The 17,510-nt window shown below is 63.5% G+C and carries 12 protein-coding genes, 2 tRNA genes, 1 pseudogene and 1 riboswitch; of the genes and pseudogenes, 3 read left to right on the top strand and 12 right to left on the bottom strand.

Annotated features, from left to right (window positions below; genetic code table 11):
• The first annotated feature begins 85 nt into the window (after window positions 1-85).
• Window positions 86-1,051 carry a Hint domain-containing protein gene (locus RGQ15_RS13490; protein ID WP_311160819.1) on the top strand — a complete coding sequence of 322 codons (966 nt, stop codon included), beginning with the start codon at window positions 86-88 and terminating at the stop codon, window positions 1,049-1,051.
• 121 nt (window positions 1,052-1,172) lie between these two features.
• Here RGQ15_RS13490 and RGQ15_RS13485 read toward each other — a convergent pair whose 3' ends face one another.
• The 4 genes from RGQ15_RS13485 to RGQ15_RS13470 all read right to left on the bottom strand — a co-directional run bounded on the left by RGQ15_RS13485 (window position 1,173) and on the right by RGQ15_RS13470 (window position 6,740).
• Window positions 1,173-4,124 carry a tetratricopeptide repeat protein gene (locus RGQ15_RS13485; protein ID WP_311160817.1) on the bottom strand — a complete coding sequence of 984 codons (2,952 nt, stop codon included), beginning with the start codon at window positions 4,122-4,124 and terminating at the stop codon, window positions 1,173-1,175.
• A 383-nt stretch (window positions 4,125-4,507) separates the two neighbouring features.
• Window positions 4,508-5,536 carry a hypothetical protein gene (locus RGQ15_RS13480; RefSeq protein ID WP_311160816.1) on the bottom strand — a complete coding sequence of 343 codons (1,029 nt, stop codon included), beginning with the start codon at window positions 5,534-5,536 and terminating at the stop codon, window positions 4,508-4,510.
• A 76-nt stretch (window positions 5,537-5,612) separates the two neighbouring features.
• Complete coding sequence (locus RGQ15_RS13475) at window positions 5,613-6,122, bottom strand: hypothetical protein (RefSeq protein WP_311160815.1); 510 nt, start codon at window positions 6,120-6,122, stop codon at window positions 5,613-5,615.
• Window positions 6,123-6,317: 195 nt separating this feature from the next.
• Window positions 6,318-6,740, bottom strand: a complete 423-nt coding sequence (locus RGQ15_RS13470) for a DUF1489 family protein (protein WP_311160814.1) — start codon at window positions 6,738-6,740, stop codon at window positions 6,318-6,320.
• 100 nt (window positions 6,741-6,840) lie between these two features.
• Here RGQ15_RS13470 and RGQ15_RS13465 point away from each other — a divergent pair, with 100 nt between their 5' ends.
• Window positions 6,841-8,055 (top strand): multidrug effflux MFS transporter, encoded by a 1,215-nt coding sequence (locus tag RGQ15_RS13465; protein ID WP_311160813.1) that lies wholly within the window; start codon window positions 6,841-6,843, stop codon window positions 8,053-8,055.
• Between the two features lie 75 nt (window positions 8,056-8,130).
• Here the strand turns inward: RGQ15_RS13465 and RGQ15_RS13460 are convergent.
• From RGQ15_RS13460 to RGQ15_RS13440, 5 genes are all read right to left on the bottom strand, one after another.
• A tRNA-Glu gene (locus RGQ15_RS13460) sits at window positions 8,131-8,205 on the bottom strand.
• A 191-nt stretch (window positions 8,206-8,396) separates the two neighbouring features.
• Window positions 8,397-8,471, bottom strand: a tRNA-Glu gene (locus tag RGQ15_RS13455).
• 122 nt (window positions 8,472-8,593) lie between these two features.
• On the bottom strand, window positions 8,594-10,339 hold the full coding sequence (recJ, locus tag RGQ15_RS13450; protein ID WP_311160812.1) for a single-stranded-DNA-specific exonuclease RecJ: 1,746 nt from the start codon (window positions 10,337-10,339) through the stop codon (window positions 8,594-8,596).
• 51 nt (window positions 10,340-10,390) lie between these two features.
• Window positions 10,391-11,356, bottom strand: coding sequence for a class II fructose-bisphosphatase (gene glpX / locus RGQ15_RS13445; RefSeq protein ID WP_311160811.1), 966 nt, complete (start codon window positions 11,354-11,356; stop codon window positions 10,391-10,393).
• 81 nt (window positions 11,357-11,437) lie between these two features.
• The gene (locus RGQ15_RS13440; protein ID WP_311160809.1) at window positions 11,438-11,689 is read right to left on the bottom strand and encodes a BolA family protein; all 252 of its coding nucleotides are present in this window, start codon (window positions 11,687-11,689) and stop codon (window positions 11,438-11,440) included.
• 69 nt (window positions 11,690-11,758) lie between these two features.
• On the opposite strand from RGQ15_RS13440, the gene RGQ15_RS13435 reads away from it, so the two are divergent.
• The gene (locus tag RGQ15_RS13435; protein ID WP_311160807.1) at window positions 11,759-12,385 is read left to right on the top strand and encodes a J domain-containing protein; all 627 of its coding nucleotides are present in this window, start codon (window positions 11,759-11,761) and stop codon (window positions 12,383-12,385) included.
• A 114-nt stretch (window positions 12,386-12,499) separates the two neighbouring features.
• On the opposite strand, the gene metK is transcribed toward RGQ15_RS13435, so the two are convergent.
• The 3 genes and pseudogenes from metK to RGQ15_RS13420 form a co-directional block, all read right to left on the bottom strand.
• Window positions 12,500-13,666 (bottom strand): methionine adenosyltransferase, encoded by a 1,167-nt coding sequence (metK, locus tag RGQ15_RS13430; protein ID WP_311160806.1) that lies wholly within the window; start codon window positions 13,664-13,666, stop codon window positions 12,500-12,502.
• 5 nt (window positions 13,667-13,671) lie between these two features.
• Window positions 13,672-13,720, bottom strand: a riboswitch (SAM-SAH riboswitch).
• Between the two features lie 15 nt (window positions 13,721-13,735).
• Window positions 13,736-15,286 carry an apolipoprotein N-acyltransferase gene (gene lnt / locus RGQ15_RS13425; RefSeq protein ID WP_311160805.1) on the bottom strand — a complete coding sequence of 517 codons (1,551 nt, stop codon included), beginning with the start codon at window positions 15,284-15,286 and terminating at the stop codon, window positions 13,736-13,738.
• A 699-nt stretch (window positions 15,287-15,985) separates the two neighbouring features.
• Window positions 15,986-17,503, bottom strand: a pseudogene (locus tag RGQ15_RS13420) (DEAD/DEAH box helicase); the annotation flags it as partial.
• Between the last annotated feature and the right edge of the window lie 7 nt (window positions 17,504-17,510).

Raw genomic sequence — 17,510 nt, 5'->3', positions numbered from 1 at the left:
AACTTGTCTGCCATCGCTACGCGGACGGGCCGGCCAAAGGACTTCTGAAATTCGATTCAATTGCATGTAGTCAAAGGAGATGCCTATGCCTGCCAGCTATGACATTGGTTCCGCAGCTATGTACCAATACGATCCGGATACCGGGACCTTTACCCTCATCGAAGGAGATACATCCGACGTACAGGGGTCGGCGATCGACGAGAGCCCGACGACAACTGGGACCACCGTCATTACGACCGATGGTGGTGCTCTCGATAATGAATATTTCCAGGTGGGGGAAAACGCGAGCAGTGAAACGGGGATCGAAGGATCGTATCAAGGCTATATCACGGTGGACGGGGTAGATTATCTGATCCTGACAAATACCTCGGGCAACGGCACATTCTATGTCATCTCGTCTACCGGGGATACGAGCGGCTATCCCAGTGACTTCACCGATGACGACATCAACACCGAAGATCTGCTTGAATGCTTCGCTGCGGGCACCCGCGTCGCGACGCCGAATGGAGAGGTCGCGGTCGAGACGCTGGGGATCGGCGATCAGATCCTGACCGAGGATGGCCGAAGCGTCGAGGTCAAGTGGATTGGTCGGCAAACGGCGAGCAAGGTCTTCACCCCGGCGGAGCGTTTCGTTCCCGTTCGGGTGAAGGCAGGGGCGTTGGGCAATGGCTTGCCGCATAGCGATCTTGTGCTGACGGCCGACCATGCTTTGGTTCTCGATGGTCTGGCCATCAATGCCGGTGCGCTGGTGAACGGAACGAGCATTGCATTTGATCCGATCGAGGCGCTGCCCGAACGTGTGATCTACTACCATGTCGAGACCGAGGATCACGACGTGATCCTGGCAAATGGCGTGCCGGCAGAAACCTTCGTCGACTATATCGGGCGCAGGGCATTCGACAATTTCGAAGAATATGCGAGCCTCTACGGCACGGAACGCACCATTCCCGAAATGCAGCGTCCGCGGATCTCGGCCCGACGGCTGGTTCCTGCAGAGCTTCGCGCACGTCTGGACCGCGTCAACGACAAGGGCATGCCGCTGGCAGGCTGACGCCGCAGGCCGGAAACCAGGCCCTTGCCAATCCTGGGAGGAACGGCGCGGCCGTTACCTCCCGCTTATGCTTCGGTGGCATCGCATGGCGGATCAGCAGCTTTGCTTACCGGGGCCTCGGTCAGCTATGATCTGGCACCGGACAAGGGCTGTTGGCGAAATCGGTAAGCACCTTGACGATCTGATCCGGCGCGCGCCCATCCCGGCTGTTCCAGTAATGCGGGGTCGCCTTGTAGGGCATCGCCATGTGCATCTGGATCGTCCCCGCAACCTCCTGTTCGGGCAGCAGTGCCACATCGCCATGATCACCTGTTGCAAGATGAACGGCCACGGCGCGGGTCATCAGGCCTGGACCCAGCTTGGACCAGGTGATGTCATTCTCGCGCGCCAGCAGCGATTGGCGCGCCATGTCGACGGCTGACCGGAACAGAGGGTGACCGGGCCGCGCGGCAAGGAAATTGTTGCCGACGGCGCCAATGAACTCGCGGTAAAGAACAACCCCCTGTGCCTTGCCGCGCAGGTCTTCGGGATTGCCCAGCAAAAGGTCATCGGCATCGGCATAGATCCCGCCATCCGCCAGCAGCAGGCAAAGCCGCAGAAAGTCGCATTCCTCTGCCGGGCTGGTCGCCAGCCGAAAGGCCCGGACATGAGACATGTCGAAACGTTCGGCCAGGAAGGCCAGGGCCGAGCGGCGGTCATAGCGGTGATAGCTGTAGCCCGCGGCCACCTGCCAACTCGCCATCAGTGCCGAAATTGCGGGGGGAGGGTCCTCGCCATCCCAGTACTGGACAATGCGTCGGGGGATCTGGCTGGCCGCCCCCACGGGCGATACGGGGCGGGCACTTGCCTGCCACGCGTCGATTGCCTGCTTGGCGGGAAAGTAGAAGTCGTGCTTCAGTTCATCCGTGAAGGGCTGAGCCCCGGCCACAGCCAACGGCTCGGCGCGTGCGATCAGTTGCAACTCGTTGAGCAGGACACCCAGATGGCCGACGCGAAAGCGCGCAATGACGCGGTCGCTGCGACGGCTTTCTGCGGCGACCGCCTGAACCAGTGCCTCGGCGCCCCCAAGATCGCCGGCAGCAAGACAAAGCATCATGCGCTGCTTGCTGCCGATGAGCTTACCCCGCGCGTTTTCCGACCTGTCGAGCAATTCGCGCACCTCATCAAGGCGGCCAAGAAGTGTCAGCGATTGAACCCTCAGCTTGAGCCGCTCTGGGTTGCTTCCGGTCTCGTCCATGCGGTCGAGCATGACAAGCGCATCGGCTGCCGCGCCGAAACGGTTCAACGCATTCACCTGCTGTCTGAGCAAAGGGAACGAGCCGGGCCAGCGAATACGGCACAAGCGCAGATAGCGCAGGCAAAGGTCGCGCTCGCCCGCCTTTGCCAGCAACTCTGCCAGCGCCTCTGCCTGCATCGGGTTTCGCTGCGGGATGCGGGTTTCGCGCATCCGCGCCAGCGCCTCCTGCGGGCCGTAGATCGCAAGATGGCTGCGCAAGCGGAACAAGTCCTGCTGACTCGGCGCGAGCTTGCTTTCCAGCCGGTCCCGAACCCGCTCTGCCAAGGTCTGCGAGCCCGAGGCCTGCGCCATGCGCAGGACATGCAGCGCCATGTTCGGCGTGAGAACATCCGCTGAAAGTCCTGCCTTCAGGGTCGCTGTCGCCAGGCGAAGGGTTCCGGTCTTTTGCGCGATGCCGGCCAGCGCCATGAGCTGCGCCATCGTCCACCCCTGTCCCGGTTCTTCGATCTGTTCGAGGATCTGACGGGCGTGCTCCATCCTTCCGGCTCGCAGGCAAAGCTGCAGATATCTCAACAGAACACCCGGCCGCTGCCTTGGGGGTGCTGCACCATCCTCTTCCGCCGCTCGGGTGGGGGTCGCGTCACCCAGAACGTGCTCCAGATGCGCCATCGCGGCTGCGCTGTCGCCTTCCTGTTCGGCAATGTCCGCCAGCAGAATGCGCGCCTCGTGATCAGCTTCATCCCGCCCCAAGAGGTCGATCAGGATGCGCCGGGCGTCCTGCCGCCGTCCAAGGGCAAGCAGGGCTGTCGCGATCTGTCGTTGCAGCGACGATTCGTCAGAGGCGTCCTGCCCTGATTGCTCGAGCAAGGACAGCGCCTCATCCGGGCGCCCGGCCTGCATCAGGACATGCGCCTTGCGGGCCGTGAAGCGCGCGTCCCCGGGATGGTGCCGCAATGCCGCATCGCAACGCTCAAGTGCCTCGTCGATGTCTCCGGCGGAAAGGGCAAGGCGGATCCGGGTCAGATGCGCGCGCGGGTTGCCGGGAAGTTCGGAAAGAACGGCGCGGTAAAGGGCATCCGCCGCTTCTTCATGCCCCGCGGCGACCCTCGCCTCGGCCAGCGCGAATTTCGCGTTTTCGTTCAAATCGGGATCGGCCCGGTAGAGGCTTTCGAGTTGCTCGAGCGCCGCCTCGGTCCGTCCGGTTCGGGTCAGGGCGCCCGCGCGCGTCGCGAGCATGCCCGGATGGCCCGGCTGAAGCGCCAATCCGCGTTCGCAGAAATCCAGCGCGCGTGACGGTTCGCCAGACTTCATCGCGGTGCTGGCTCTCAGCGCGAGGGTCGGGACATGGTCCGGGCGGATGGCCAGATGCTCGTCGAGGATACGGGCCGCGGCGGCATGATCGTCACATTGCAGACGCTCGCGCGCGGCGGCAAGGAAGTGTTGCGGTGGCGGGAGTGGCGCCTTGCCCGGCTGGACCCCGCCGACGCCCAGTTCCAGTCGGGCTTTCGCCCGGATTCGCTCAAGCCCCGCATCGCCGGGAAGATGGTCCAGTGCCTCCTCGGCAAGCTTCAGCGCCTCGTCCGGCCTTCCCGCTGCGAGGCTGCAGGCGGCACGCTGGCGAAGTGCCTTCCGGTTGGCGGGCTTGGTCTGCAGGATCGCCTGATAGAGCGCCTGCGCGATGTCGTGAACGCCATCGGCCCTCAGGTCGTCGGCCAGCTTGAAACGGCGCGGATTGTCTTCGGGGCGGATCTCATGCGGAGGCAGCAAGGCTTGGGCCGCCTCGCAGCGTGCTGCGATTGCGTCGGGACTGGATTGCGAGGGTCGTGGGTCCTGCATTTCGCTACTCGGTCCTGTCCTTGCCTGTCCGTGAAGCCATGCGCGAAGCATGAGTTCATGGCGCGGCCATCAAGCTCGAACGACTTCGCCTGCGCAGCTGTCCCAACGAAGAATGCCATCATCCCCGATGTTCCTCCTGCTTCTGGGCAATGGGGCAGGTCGACGAGACGATCTTGCGCTGACGCAAATGCCTCGGGTCTCAGCTTAGACAAACGATATCGGGACGCAACCGGCAATGGCCGGCGCTGTTGCGGCGAAAGAGCTCGTAAGACGGCAGAATTCCCGAAAAATTTCGAGAAGGGATCAAGCCAGCGCCGAAGCCTCCCTGCATCTGATACGGCGCTGGATGTCCTCCGTGAATGGGCGATGGCAAATCGCCCAGGTCACCTGCGGACTTTGGAGTTTGCGTATTTCCAGATATGCGCCGCGAGATCCAGGCAGTCATCCACCGTCAAGGGCGCAATGTCGTTTGCCTGCCCGACGGATGACGGCTCGGAGAACAGATCGGACGTGTCATCGCCAAAGTAAAGCTGGCGCAGCACTTCGTAGGATTGCTTGTAATAATCCTCGATTTCATCCGAGAATTCCTGGCTGAACGCGTATTTCGTCTTCTCGGGCCAGGCGCGAAGCGCATCCACGATGGGACCGCGTTCCTCGTTCATCCTGTTGTCGACGATACGAGGAATCCGGTCGTTGATCTGCTGAAGAAACAGCAGCCCCTTGAGTGGAAGCGCCTCGTTGGTGCGCGGTGGAACGTCGAATTCGAACTCGGGAAGCGAGATCGTATGGAAGAAATCCTTGAGCAGATCACCGTCAACCAACTTCGACTTGTCCATACGCCGGACGGAAACGGAGTGGGTGCCAAAGACCCTTGCCCAGTCGCGGGCCATCGCCAGCCAGTCGGCGGCGCGCAGCAGGTGATCCGGAACCGGGTTCGGGAAGTCGAACGTATTGCCGCTGGCGATTGCGGTCGAGTACCAGCTTGCGAAAAAGTCGACCGGGTTCCTGATGTAGAGGATGATCCTGATATCGCTGCAGATCGAGAGGCAGAGGTCACGGAGACGTTCGATTTCCTCGATCGATTTCAGCCGTGAACTGCAGTGCTCGTTGGACATGACAACCGTATGGCACCCGGATGCCTCGGTCTCGGCAATGAGACTTGCCTTCAGATTGTCGCGAAATTCAGGGATTTCGCTGATATTGCGGACCCCCGACTGAATCCGAAGCTCCTCGATGCCCCGACCATCGTTCATCGCATAGGCCGCAAGCGCAATGTGATTGAACTCTCCGACGGATCTTGGAAAAAGCACGCCGCGATCCGCGAGTTTCGACCGATTGAGTTTCAGGCACTTCTGAATAGTCGTCGTGCCGGTCTTTTCGGCGCCTATGTGGATCCAGATTCTGTCGACCACGTCCAGCTCATTTCTCAAGTGTCACAAAGAGGCGCCCGACATCCGTGGGCAGCCAGGAAAAATCACCAAAGTGGTCTTACTGTTGCAAGTGCTCGGCCTTCCTGTCCTGAAGAGCGGCGATGATATGGGTAAGGATCTGCTTCACCGCGCCGAGTTTGATGCCGGGTCGGGCTTCGGTCAACGACTTCGCGATCTCGCTGAAGATCGCCTCGCGCTTGACGGCTGTGTCGATCCCTTTCTGCGTGGCCGACAGCATGACCGCGCGGGTATTTGCGGCGGGTTCGCTGACGGTGATCAGTTCCATCTTTTCCAGCTTCTTGCCAATCTTCCACGCATGCTGGCGTGAGATCGAGAGCTTCTTGGAAGCCTCGAAAGGGCGCAGATCGCCGCCATAGACGAGCAGGTCGAGTATCGCCCATTCGGTGATGGTCAGCGTCGGGTCGACATTTTTCAGAAGGTCTTCGAAGCTGCCGGTCAACCGCGCCACGAGAGAAAAGATCCCCTTGATATCGTCCGTCGAGTGCGGGGCGATTGCCGGCCGCTCGTCCGCAGGTTTCTTGTCAGCATTTTCGGTGACTTCCGGCATTCGATATCTCTCCTGTGGAGATCAGGTTGTGCGGTCATCTAGTCGTGCTTCGAAAGTCAAGTCAACTGTGGCGATTGGAACCTGGGCGGGTAATCGTGCCTGAGGCTTTGTGCCGGTTGGCGGGGCAGTTGGCCATCTTCCGCAACTGCGGCTGCTCGGTCCGTCTTCCTGCCCCGATGCGGGACCAGGGTTGTCTCAGCGCAGGCCCATTTCCGCCAATGCGCGGGCGACCTCCGGGGGAAGGCTCGGTTCGCTGTCTCGGCCGGCCGGAAGGTCCGGTGGCGCATCGGATGCCTTGAGATAGCGCCAACCCTGGAAGGGACGGCGCGGCACGGATGCGGTGCGGACAAGAGCCGGTTCCAGAACCAGCGCACATCGGCGGATGCCGTCCTCGCCTTCGACCTCCTCCAGGCCGATCAGCCGCTGGCGGGCCTGCATGACCCCCTTGAAAACCCAGTAGATCGATCCGCCGGCCAGAAGCTCGGCTTCGCGCTTGGGCCACATGCGCGTCACATGGCGCGCTGGGGCGCCCTGCCAGCGGTGTTGCTGCCATTCTTCCAGCTCGGCCGGGCTGTCGCAGCCGACGCAAAGTTTCATCATGTGGAGAGCATTGGTCATGTGCCCGATATACCCTTCGCGCGGGATTGTGCAACGTCGCAGGCTTGCGCCATCCCGATCGCAGGGATAGGCGCGTACCATTCCAGGATATGAGGTTGACATGTCAGAGCCGCTCGGAACGCCCAAGGCAAGGCAGTCCCAGGTCGAATTCATCGCGATGCTCGCCATCATATTTGCGGTGATCGCGTTCTCGATCGATTCGATGCTGCCCGCGCTGCCGGAAATCGCGCGGCTTCTCAGCCCCGACAACGTGAACCGCGCCCAGCTTGTGCTGACGGTCTTTGTGGGAGGGATGGGACTGGGGGTCTTTGTCGCCGGCCCGCTCTCGGACGCCTATGGTCGCAAGCCGATCATCACGCTGGGCTTCGCGATATATGCTCTTGCCGCGATCGCCGCGGTATTCGCCAACTCGCTCGAAATGCTTCTGATAGCGCGCTTCGTCCAGGGGCTTGGCGCAGCCGGTCCGAGGATCGTTTCGCAGGCGCTGGTGCGCGATCTCTACGAAGGCCGCGAGATGGCCCGGATCACCAGCTTCGTGATGATGATCTTCATCCTTGTGCCGGCCATCGCGCCATCGCTCGGTGCGGTGCTGATCCATTTCGTCGGGTGGCGAGGCGTTTTCGGGGCCTTCGTGCTGCTTGCGCTGATCGGGTCGGTCTGGCTCAACCTGCGTCAGGCCGAAACCCTGCCGCCCGAGCGTCGTCGGCCGATGAACCTGACAAACCTCATGGCATCGGCGCGCGAGGTGCTGGGCAACCGGCAGGTGCAGCTTGTGACCGTGGTGATGACGCTTGGCTTCGGCCAGATGTTCGCGCTGCTGAGTTCGGCCCAGCAGCTTTTTTCCGAAACCTATCACAAGGGGGCGGAATTCCCTTTCTGGTTCGCGGCCATGGCGCTTCTTTCGGGGATCGGGACGGTCTTCAACGCCCGCTATGTGGTCCGCCTGGGCATGCGGCGCATCGTGGTCGGCGCCTATGCGATGCAGGTGGTCGTGTCTTCGGTCATGGCGGTTCTGGTGCTGGCCGATCTGTTGCCCGAGCCGTTGCGCTTTCCTGCCTTCTTCATCTGGGCGGTCAGCGTCTTTTTCATGGCGGGTGTCACCTTCGGAAATCTCAATGCCATGGCGTTGCAACAGATGGGTCATGTCGCGGGCATGGCCGCATCGGTCATCGCCGCTGTCTCGACGATCGGCGCCGTCCTGATCGCGGCGCCGGTGGGGCTGCTTTACGATGGCAGCGCGCGCCCGGTGATCATCGCCACCCTGATCTGCTCGGGACTTGCCCTTTGGCTCATGCGCAGCATCAACGAGGTCTGAGGCAGCGAGTCTGGAAAAATCAGGACAAGGGGGCGCTGCGGCGCCCTTTTTCCAATTTGGCAATATCGGAGAAAGTGGCAGCCCGTAGGGGAGTCGAACCCCTCTTTTCAGGTTGAAAACCTGACGTCCTAACCGATAGACGAACGGGCCACTTCTGGGTGTCACCATCTGGCGACGAGTGGGCATTTAGGCCAGCTTCGCGGCGGCCGCAAGGGGCTGTTTCACGGTTTCTGTGGGTAAGTTGAACTTTCTTTCGGCAGGACATTTCAGGGCCGGAAACAAAGAAAAACGCCGCCGATCATGCTGATCGCGGCGCGTTTTTCGCCATTGGCGAAAAGAAGTGGCAGCCCGTAGGGGAGTCGAACCCCTCTTTTCAGGTTGAAAACCTGACGTCCTAACCGATAGACGAACGGGCCACTTTCTATTTCCGCCGGGCTGTGCCCTGCGGCGTGGGGCGGTGTTTAGGGCAGGGCCGCGATGCCTGCAAGCGGAAAAATGACCTTTCGATGAAGTTTTTTCCAAGGGCGCCTTGCAGGCTTCACGACAGGGCCGCGGCGTCGTCCAGTCGCAGCCGAACGCGTTCGCGTCCACCCCATTGCGACAGCTCGAGCTTGCCAGCCAGATGAAAGCGCCGGCCCTTGGCGCCGAGAAGCGCGGGGCCAAGCGGGCCTGTCATTGCGCCCCAGGCGACGGCCTCGATGGCAGGGCTGCCGGGACTGCGGAAACGCAGGCGCAGATGGCTGTCGCCCATGGTCGAGGCGCTGTCGATCAACTGGTCGGCAAAGGCGAATCTGGGGGCAGGGGCCGCCTGTCCGAAGGGGCCGGCACGTTCCAGCATCTGCATCAGTTCGATCGTGGCGCCGGCCGGGTCCAGCAGGCCCGAGATGCGCAGTTCGCCCGCGCCCGGACGTTCGTCCATTTCGCGTGCCAGCAGGTGCGACAGGCGCGCCATGGCCTCGGGGATCTTCGCTTCCTCGATCGTCAGGCCCGCTGCCATGGCATGGCCGCCGCCCTTCAAGAGCAGCCCTTCCGCCGCAAGTCGCTGGATCGCGCGGCCGAGGTCCACACCCGGCACCGAGCGGGCCGAGCCCTTGCCGATGCCGTTCTCGATGCCGATGACGACCGAGGGCAGGTTCATCGCCTCTTTCAGACGGGCCGCGACGATGCCCACGACGCCGGGGTGCCAGCCTTCGTCGGCAGCCCATGCGACCAGTCCTTCGCCTCCGCGTGCCTCGACCTGGGCCATGGCTGCCTCGCGCACGGCGGCCTCGATGCTCCGGCGATCGCGGTTGAGATCGTCAAGCTGGGCGGCGAGCCGCCCGGCCTCGTTCAGGTCCGTGCAGGACAGGCAGAGCGCGCCCAGATCGGCCTTGCCGACGCGGCCACCGGCATTGATGCGCGGTCCAAGCAGGAAGCCGAGGTGGAACGCATTGGGCGCAGAATCGAGCCGCGAGACGTCGGACAGCGCGACAAGACCAGGGCGCTCTCGGCGTGCCATGATCACCAGCCCCTGTCGCACGAAGGCGCGGTTCACGCCGGTCAGAGGCGCCACGTCGGCAACCGTTGCAAGGGCGACCAGATCAAGCAGGCTGACCAGGTCCGGCTGGGGCTGGCCCGCTTCCCGCAGCAGCCGGTTGCATTGCACCAGCGTCAGAAAGACGACGCCTGCCGCGCACAGATGGCCAAGCGCGCCGTCTTCATCCATGCGATTGGGGTTGACCACCGCGAGGACCGGCGGAAGAGTCTCGCCGCCCTGGTGATGGTCCAGCACGATCACGTCGCGCGGCGTCGCTGCGGCAAGCGCCTCGTGACTCAGCGTGCCGCAATCGACGCAGATGATGAGATCGTGTTTCTCCGCAAGCCCCGATATCGCGGGCACGTTCGGGCCGTAGCCTTCGTCGATGCGGTCAGGGATGTAGAGCGTGGCCGAAATGTCCTGACGGCGCAGCCAATCGATGAGCAGGGCAGCCGACGAGCCGCCATCGACGTCGTAATCCGCGAAGATCGCGATGCGCTCGCGCGAGAGAACTGCAGCGACGATGCGCTCGGCCGCCTTTCCCATGTCGCGCAGGCTCAGGGGATCGGGCATGAGGTCGCGCAGCTTCGGCTCGAGGTAGGACTGAGCGTCGTGGGACAGAACCCCGCGCGAGGCAAGGACGCGGCTGACGGGCAGCGGCAATCTGCTGTCTTGAGCAAGCGCTTCGGCCGCGCGTTCAAGCTGGGCATCTGGACCACGCCAGAAGCGGCCGGTCAGCGAGGAATCTACGGAAAGAAAGGCGGTCATGGGACGCTTCTCTCCCATGACCGCCCGCCGTTCAAGCCTGTCCGAACCGAGTTACTTGATCGGGTTGCGATAGATCATCCGGCGCACCGAGCCGGTCTTCGAACGCATGAGGATCGTTTCGGTCTGCAGGTAATGCGGCTCGCGCTTGACGCCGGCCACGATCGAGCCGTTTGTCACGCCCGTCGCGGCAAAGATCACGTCGGCGGTCACCAGTTCGTCGCGCGAATAGATGCGGTCAAGATCGGTGATCCCGGCCTTGGCGGCGCGGCCCTTTTCGTCTTCGTTGCGGAACAGCAGCTTGCCCCACATCTGGCCGCCCATGCATTTCAGCGCGGATGCCGCCAGAACGCCTTCGGGCGCTCCGCCCGAGCCCATATACATGTCGATGCCGGTCAGTTCGGCCTCGGCGCAGTGGATGACGCCCGCGACATCGCCATCGGTGATCAGCCGGATCGCGGCGCCGGTCGAGCGGACCTCCTCGATCAGGTCTTCGTGGCGGGGACGCTCAAGGATGCAGACGGTGATGTCGCTGTCCTTGACGCCGCGAGCCTTGGCCAGCGCGCGGACCCGCTCGGCGGGCGACATCGCAAGGCTGACAACGTCCTTGGCATAGCCCGGACCGATGGCCAGCTTTTCCATGTAGACGTCGGGCGCGTGCAGAAGCGTGCCGCGCGGCGCCATCGCGATGACGGTCAGCGCATTCGGCATGTCCTTGGCGGTCAGCGTCGTGCCTTCCAGCGGATCAAGCGCGATATCCACTTCCGGGCCGTCGCCGGTGCCGACTTCCTCGCCGATGTAAAGCATCGGGGCCTCGTCGCGTTCGCCCTCGCCGATGACGACGACGCCCTTGATGTCGAGCATGTTCAGCTGTTCGCGCATGGCGTTGACGGCAGCCTGGTCCGCGGCCTTCTCATCGCCGCGACCGATCAGGCGGGCCGAGGCATGTGCGGCGGCCTCGCTCACGCGGGCAAGGCCCAGAGACAGCATCCGATCGTTGAAATCCTTGGGCGAGGTCATCCTGAAAGTCCTTGTGCTTACGTTTTGTATGGCTTCTACGCGGCGCATTGTAACGCCCGCAAGGCTGTCTGCGCTAACGGCTCAGCTTTCCGCGAGTTCAAGCGCAAGCGCGTGAATTCTGGGCACGATGTCACCCAAGGTGCGATGCACGAGGCGGTGGCGGGCCACATGGCCGAGGCCCGCGAATTCGGCGCTGGCCATGCGGATTCGAAAATGCGTCTCGCCGCCTGCGCGCCAGCCGCCATGCCCGCGATGCCCTTCGCTTTCGTCGATGATCTCAAGCCGGATCGGCCGAAGTTCACGCAGCCGTTCCCGCATCTCGTCGGCAATCATTAGTCAAGCCCCTTTCATGTCGCGCGAAATAGCTTAGACTGCCCGTCCCGATCAGGACAAGGCAGGCAAATGAGCAATAGCGACCCGTTCGGCTTCGACATTTCCGCGGCCTCGGACAAGAAAAGACGGTCCAAGGGACGCCGTGGCATGTCGGGCGCCTTCGAGACTTCGACACGCAGATGCGACAAGGAAGGGTGCAATGAACCCGGCCAGTATCGTGCGCCGAAATCTCCGCGGAACCTCGACGACTATTACTGGTTCTGCAAGGACCATGTTCGCGAGTACAATCTGAACTGGAATTACTTTCAGGGTCAGTCCGAAGCCGAGTTCCAGGAGTTTCTGGATAACGCGACCGTTTGGGAACGGCCGACCAAACCGTTCGGCCGCTCGACCCAGGAACAGAAATGGGCCCGGCACGGCATCGATGATCCGCTTGAGATCCTGGGGGCAAATGGCACCAATCCCGAGGTGCGCACCAAGGCCACGCGCAAACTTCCGCCCACCGAGCGCAAGGCTCTGGATATCCTTGAGGCCAAGGACAGTTGGACCCGCGCCGAGATCCGCAAGCAATACAAGTCCCTGGTCAAGGATCTTCATCCCGACATGAACGGCGGCGACCGTTCGGACGAAGATCGCCTGCAGGAAGTTGTCTGGGCCTGGGATCAGATCAAGGACAGCCGCAGCTTCAAGGATTGAAGTGCCGGGCCGGAGGGGCCGGCCCGCAGTCGAAAGTTTCTAGCCGGAATGAAGAAAGGCCCGAGGCAGCAAGCCCCGGGCCTTTCTTCATGTTCGGTTGCCGTGGCAGTCTGCTCACAGTTCGCGCTTGATCGCCTCTGCGAGATCGGTGCGTTCCCAAGAAAATCCGCCATCGGATTCCGGCGCGCGGCCGAAATGGCCGTAAGCTGCCGTGCGGCGATAGATCGGGCGGCACAGGTCCAGATGCTCGCGGATGCCGCGCGGCGTCAGGTCCATGGCGCGCGAAACGGCGCGCTCGATCTCGGCCTCGGGAACCTCGCTGGTGCCGAAGGTGTCGGCATAGATCGACAGAGGCTTCGCGACGCCGATCGCATAGCTGAGCTGGATCACGCATTTGCGCGCAAGCCCCGCCGCGACGACGTTCTTCGCAAGATAGCGCGCGGCATAGGCGGCCGAGCGGTCGACCTTGGTCGGATCCTTGCCTGAAAACGCACCACCGCCATGCGGGGCCGCACCACCATAGGTGTCGACGATGATCTTGCGCCCGGTCAGGCCAGCATCGCCGTCAGGTCCCCCGATCACGAACGTGCCGGTCGGATTGACCCACCATTCGGTGTTCTTGGTCAGCCATTCGGCGGGCAGGACCTCGCGGATATAGGGCTCGACGATGGCGCGGATGTCGTCCGAGCTTTGCGATTCATCCTTGTGCTGATGGGACAGCACGAGGCTCGTCACCTCGACCGGCTTGCCGTTTTCATAGCGCAGGCTGATCTGGGATTTTGCATCCGGGCCCAGCATCGGCTCGGCACCCGATTTCCGCGCCTCGGCCAGACGGCGCAGGATCGCATGCGAATACTGGATCGGGGCGGGCATCAGCTCGGGGGTTTCATCGACCGCAAAGCCGAACATGATGCCCTGGTCGCCCGCGCCGTCACGATCGACGCCCTGGCTGATATGGGCGGATTGCTCGTGCAGGTAGTTGTGGACGTGGCAGGTGTTCCAGTGGAACTTTTCCTGCTCGTAGCCGATGTCGCGAATTGTATCGCGGGCGATCTGGCTGATCCGCCCCATATACTCGCCCAGTTTCTTCTGGTCGGTCAGGCCGATTTCGCCGCCGATGACGACGGTGCCGGTCGTGGCGAAGGTTTCACAGGCCACGCGCGCGGCCGGGTCTTCGGCCAGCAGCGCGTCCAGCACCGCATCCGAAATCTGATCGCACAATTTGTCGGGGTGCCCCTCGGAGACGGATTCCGAGGTGAACACGTAGTTCTGTCTGGCCATTGAAGTGCTCCGTTGAGTAGACGCCGCCACGCCAGGAAGCCGTTGTGACGGTCAAGCGCGACCGATAGATCAGGCCCTGACGACAGTCAACCTGCGACGGAAGGATGCAAGCAGCACGGTGGCCAGCGCGGCAAGGACGGCCGGCCAGTCACCCCATTGCGACCAGGGCGTTGGTGGCAGCGCGCCGGGCAGGGGGCTGTCGATGCGCCCGGCCAGATCGAGGCCGAGCGTCGCGCGAAGGTTGCCGCGGGGATCGATGACTGCCGAGATGCCGGTATTCGCCGCGCGCATCAGCGGCAGGCCGGATTCGATGGCGCGCAGCCTGGCCTGCGCCAGATGCTGCCAGGGGCCGGACAGCTTTCCGAACCATGCATCATTCGTCACCTGGAGCAGCCATTGCGGTCGCTCCGCCCCGGAAATGAGATGGCGCGAGAACACTGCTTCGTAGCAGATCAGCGGCTGGACCGATGGCAGTTTCCCAAAGCGGAGGCTGGCCGGGCCGGGGCCGGAGGAATAGCCAAACCCGTGCTGGGCGGCAAAGGCACGCACGCCGAAATGCGACATCACGTCCCCCCAGGGGGTGTATTCCCCGAAAGGCACGAGATGGAACTTGTCATAGACGGGGCCGATTCCGCGTTCCGAAAATTCGGTCAGGCTGTTGTAGTAGCGTTCGCCCACAACCCGCTGAATGCCGAGAATGACCGGCCCACCAACATAGGCCGCGATATCTTCGGGGGCGGTTCCGGCTTGCTCGAGCAGAAAGTTCACCGCCGTTTCGGGCCAGATGATCGCATCGGGCGAGGTGCGGTCCGCATCGCGCGCCGCCGAAAGTTCGATCAACCGGCGGAAGAAGACCTCGGACCAGTAAGGGTCCCATTTCAGGGCCTGTCTGGCGTCGGGCTGGACAAGACGCAGGTGAAGGCCGGTATCGGGGGGCAAGGGCTGGGCCAGGCGCGCCAGACCTGCGCTCCAGGCCGTCCCGATCAGCAGGATCGAGATCGCCGCACCGGGCAGCGCGCCGCGCAGCTTGCTCAATCGGGCTTGCCACAAAAGGGTCGGCATGGCAGCGCAAAGCATGGTCAGCGCAGACAGCCCGATTGCGCCGAATGTCGCGGCGGTCTGCCCGGCAGGTGTCGATATCCAGACATGCCCGGTCAATGCCCAGGGCAGACCCGTGAAGATCCAACCGCGCAGCCAGTCAGACAGGACCATGAACCCCGCGAAAGCCGCCGCCTGGCGATGGTGCCCCGGCGCGATACCCCCTGCTGCCAGCCAGGCCGGAACCGCCCAGAAAAGCCCGCCGCCGATTGCCATGAGGAACAGCGCGAAAGGGGCCATCCAGCCGTAGATTTCAGGTTCGACCAGGAAGGGTTCGACGATCCATGACATCGCGATGGCGAAATGGCCGAACCCGGCCGCAAGCGCGTGCCAACCAGCCTGCCGTCGACCATCCGCGCCGCCGACGCGCCAGACCAGAAGGCCAAGCACGACGACTGTCAGGAACCACAGATTCCACGGCGCCTGCCCAAGGGCGGCGGTAGCCCCGAGCGCGAGGTCAAATGCAAGAGACCGGAGCGGCGGGCGGCCGCGCCGGTCACTTGCAGGCGATGGTGCCGGCACTGGCATTGCCGAGGCTTATGCCTCGGCAGCCGAATCGTCGGCGATGTTGGTCGGAGCTTCCGAGGCGCCGGTTTCGGCCTCGTTTCCAGTCGCCTTGGCCTTGCGCGTGCGAGGGGCGCGTGCCGTGGTCTTCTTGCTGGCCGTGCCCTTGGTCTTGCTCGGGGTCGCCTTGGGCGCCGCAGCCTTGCGGGGGGACGCCTTGCGCTTGGGCTTCGCGGCTTCGTCGGTCGGCGCCTCTGCTGCCTTGGCCTCTCCGGCGTCGGCCGCAGGTTCGGCTGCTGCAGGAGTTTCGGCCACGGGCTCAGCCGGAGCGGCTTCAGCGACAGGCTTGGCCTTGGTCGCACGGGGTTTGCGCGCGCGTGTCGTCTTGGCCTTGGGGGCCTCGACGGGTGCTTCGGTCGCGGTTTCGCTCGGGGGGGCGTCTGCAACAGGCGCTTCGCCCGGTTCTGCCTGAACTGCGGCAGCCTCGGCGGCTACGATCTCGGGCTGTGCCTCTGCCGCAGCAGCAGGCGCCGCCTTCGGAGCCGACTTGCGCGAACGGCTGCGCTTCGGCTTGGCCGGTGCTTCCGTCGGCGTTTCCGTCACCGCGGGCTCCGACACGACCGTCTCGGCGACGGTTTCACGCTTCGCCTCAGCCTTGGCTTCCTTCTTGGCGACGGGTGCCGCAGTAGGCTCTGCTTTCGGCTTTTGGGTCGCAGTTTCTTCCGAAACCTCGAAAAGCGTCGGACGGAAGCTGCGGGTCATGAACTCGGGAACATGATCCCCCATGCCCATGACGGTATGACGTTCGGTCCGCCGGTCAGTGCCGCGATCGTCGCGGCGATCTTGGCGGTCGTGGCGTTCGCGACGGTCATCCCTGCGCTCTTCGCGACGCTCTTCGCGCGGGGCTTCACGGCGCTCATCCTTGCGTTCTTCGCGGGCGCGGGGCTCGACCGGCTTGGTCTCTTCGGCCTTGGCGCTGCGCTGTTCGCTGTCGTCGCGGCGACCGCGACGATCCCGGCCGCGCTCGCGACGACCGCTTTCGCGCGACGGGCGTGGCGCAGATTGCGCTGCGGCGGAAAGCGAGAAGCCTTCCGGCGTTTCGGCCCGCGGCAGGGCCTGCTTGACCAGGGCCTCGATCGCGGTCAGGTATTTTTCGTCCGCCGGGGTCGAAATCGAGATCGCGGTGCCCAGACGACCGGCCCTGCCGGTGCGACCGATCCGATGGACGTAATCCTCGGCATGCGAGGGCAGGTCAAAGTTGAACACATGGCTGACCGATGGAATGTCGAGCCCGCGGGCCGCCACATCCGAAGCGATGAGGAAACGCAGCTTGCCGTCGCGGAAATCGTCAAGCGTCGCCATGCGGTGGCGCTGGTCAAGATCACCATGGATCGGTGCCGCATCAAAGCCATGGGCCTTGAGCGACTTGGCGACGATATCCACATCCGTCTTGCGGTTGCAGAAGATGATCGCGTTTTTCAGATCCTCGCCCTCGGCACGGATCAGGGCGCGCAGCAATTCGCGCTTCTGCTTGGCCGATTGGTCGCGGCGGGTGGGCGTGATCTCGACCAGCTTCTGGGTGATCGTTTCGCTGGTCGTCGCCTGACGCGCAACCTCGATCCGCTCGGGGGCGTGCAGGAACGTATCGGTGATGCGCTCGATCTCGGGCGCCATGGTGGCCGAGAAGAACAACGTCTGGCGTGTGAAGGGCGTCAGCTGGAAGATGCGCTCGATATCCGGGATGAACCCCATGTCCAGCATGCGGTCCGCCTCGTCGACGACCATGATCTGGACGCCGGTCAGAAGCAGCTTGCCGCGCTCGAAGTGATCAAGCAGACGGCCCGGCGTCGCGATCAGGACATCGACGCCGCGGTCGATCAGCTTGTCCTGTTCGCCGAAGCTTACACCGCCGATGAGCAGCGCCTTGGTCAGACGGGTATGCTTGGCATAGATGTCGAAATTCTCGGCGACCTGAGCCGCAAGTTCACGGGTGGGGCAGAGCACGAGGCTGCGCGGCATGCGCGCGCGCGCCCGACCGCGGCCCAGCAGCGTGATCATCGGCAAGGTGAAGCTGGCGGTCTTGCCGGTGCCGGTCTGGGCGATTCCAAGAACGTCGCGCCCTTCGAGCGCAGGGGGAATCGCGCCAGCCTGAATCGGGGTCGGCGTTTCGTAGCCAGCCTCGGTAACGGCTTTGAGAACCTTGGGGTCCAGCTTCAGGTCGGAAAATTTGGTCATTCGGGGC

Source organism: Paracoccus sp. MBLB3053 (assembly GCF_031822435.1).
In the GTDB taxonomy this organism is placed as follows: Bacteria; Pseudomonadota; Alphaproteobacteria; order Rhodobacterales; family Rhodobacteraceae; genus Paracoccus; species Paracoccus aurantius.
This window is presented reverse-complemented; position numbering and strand designations above follow the sequence as displayed.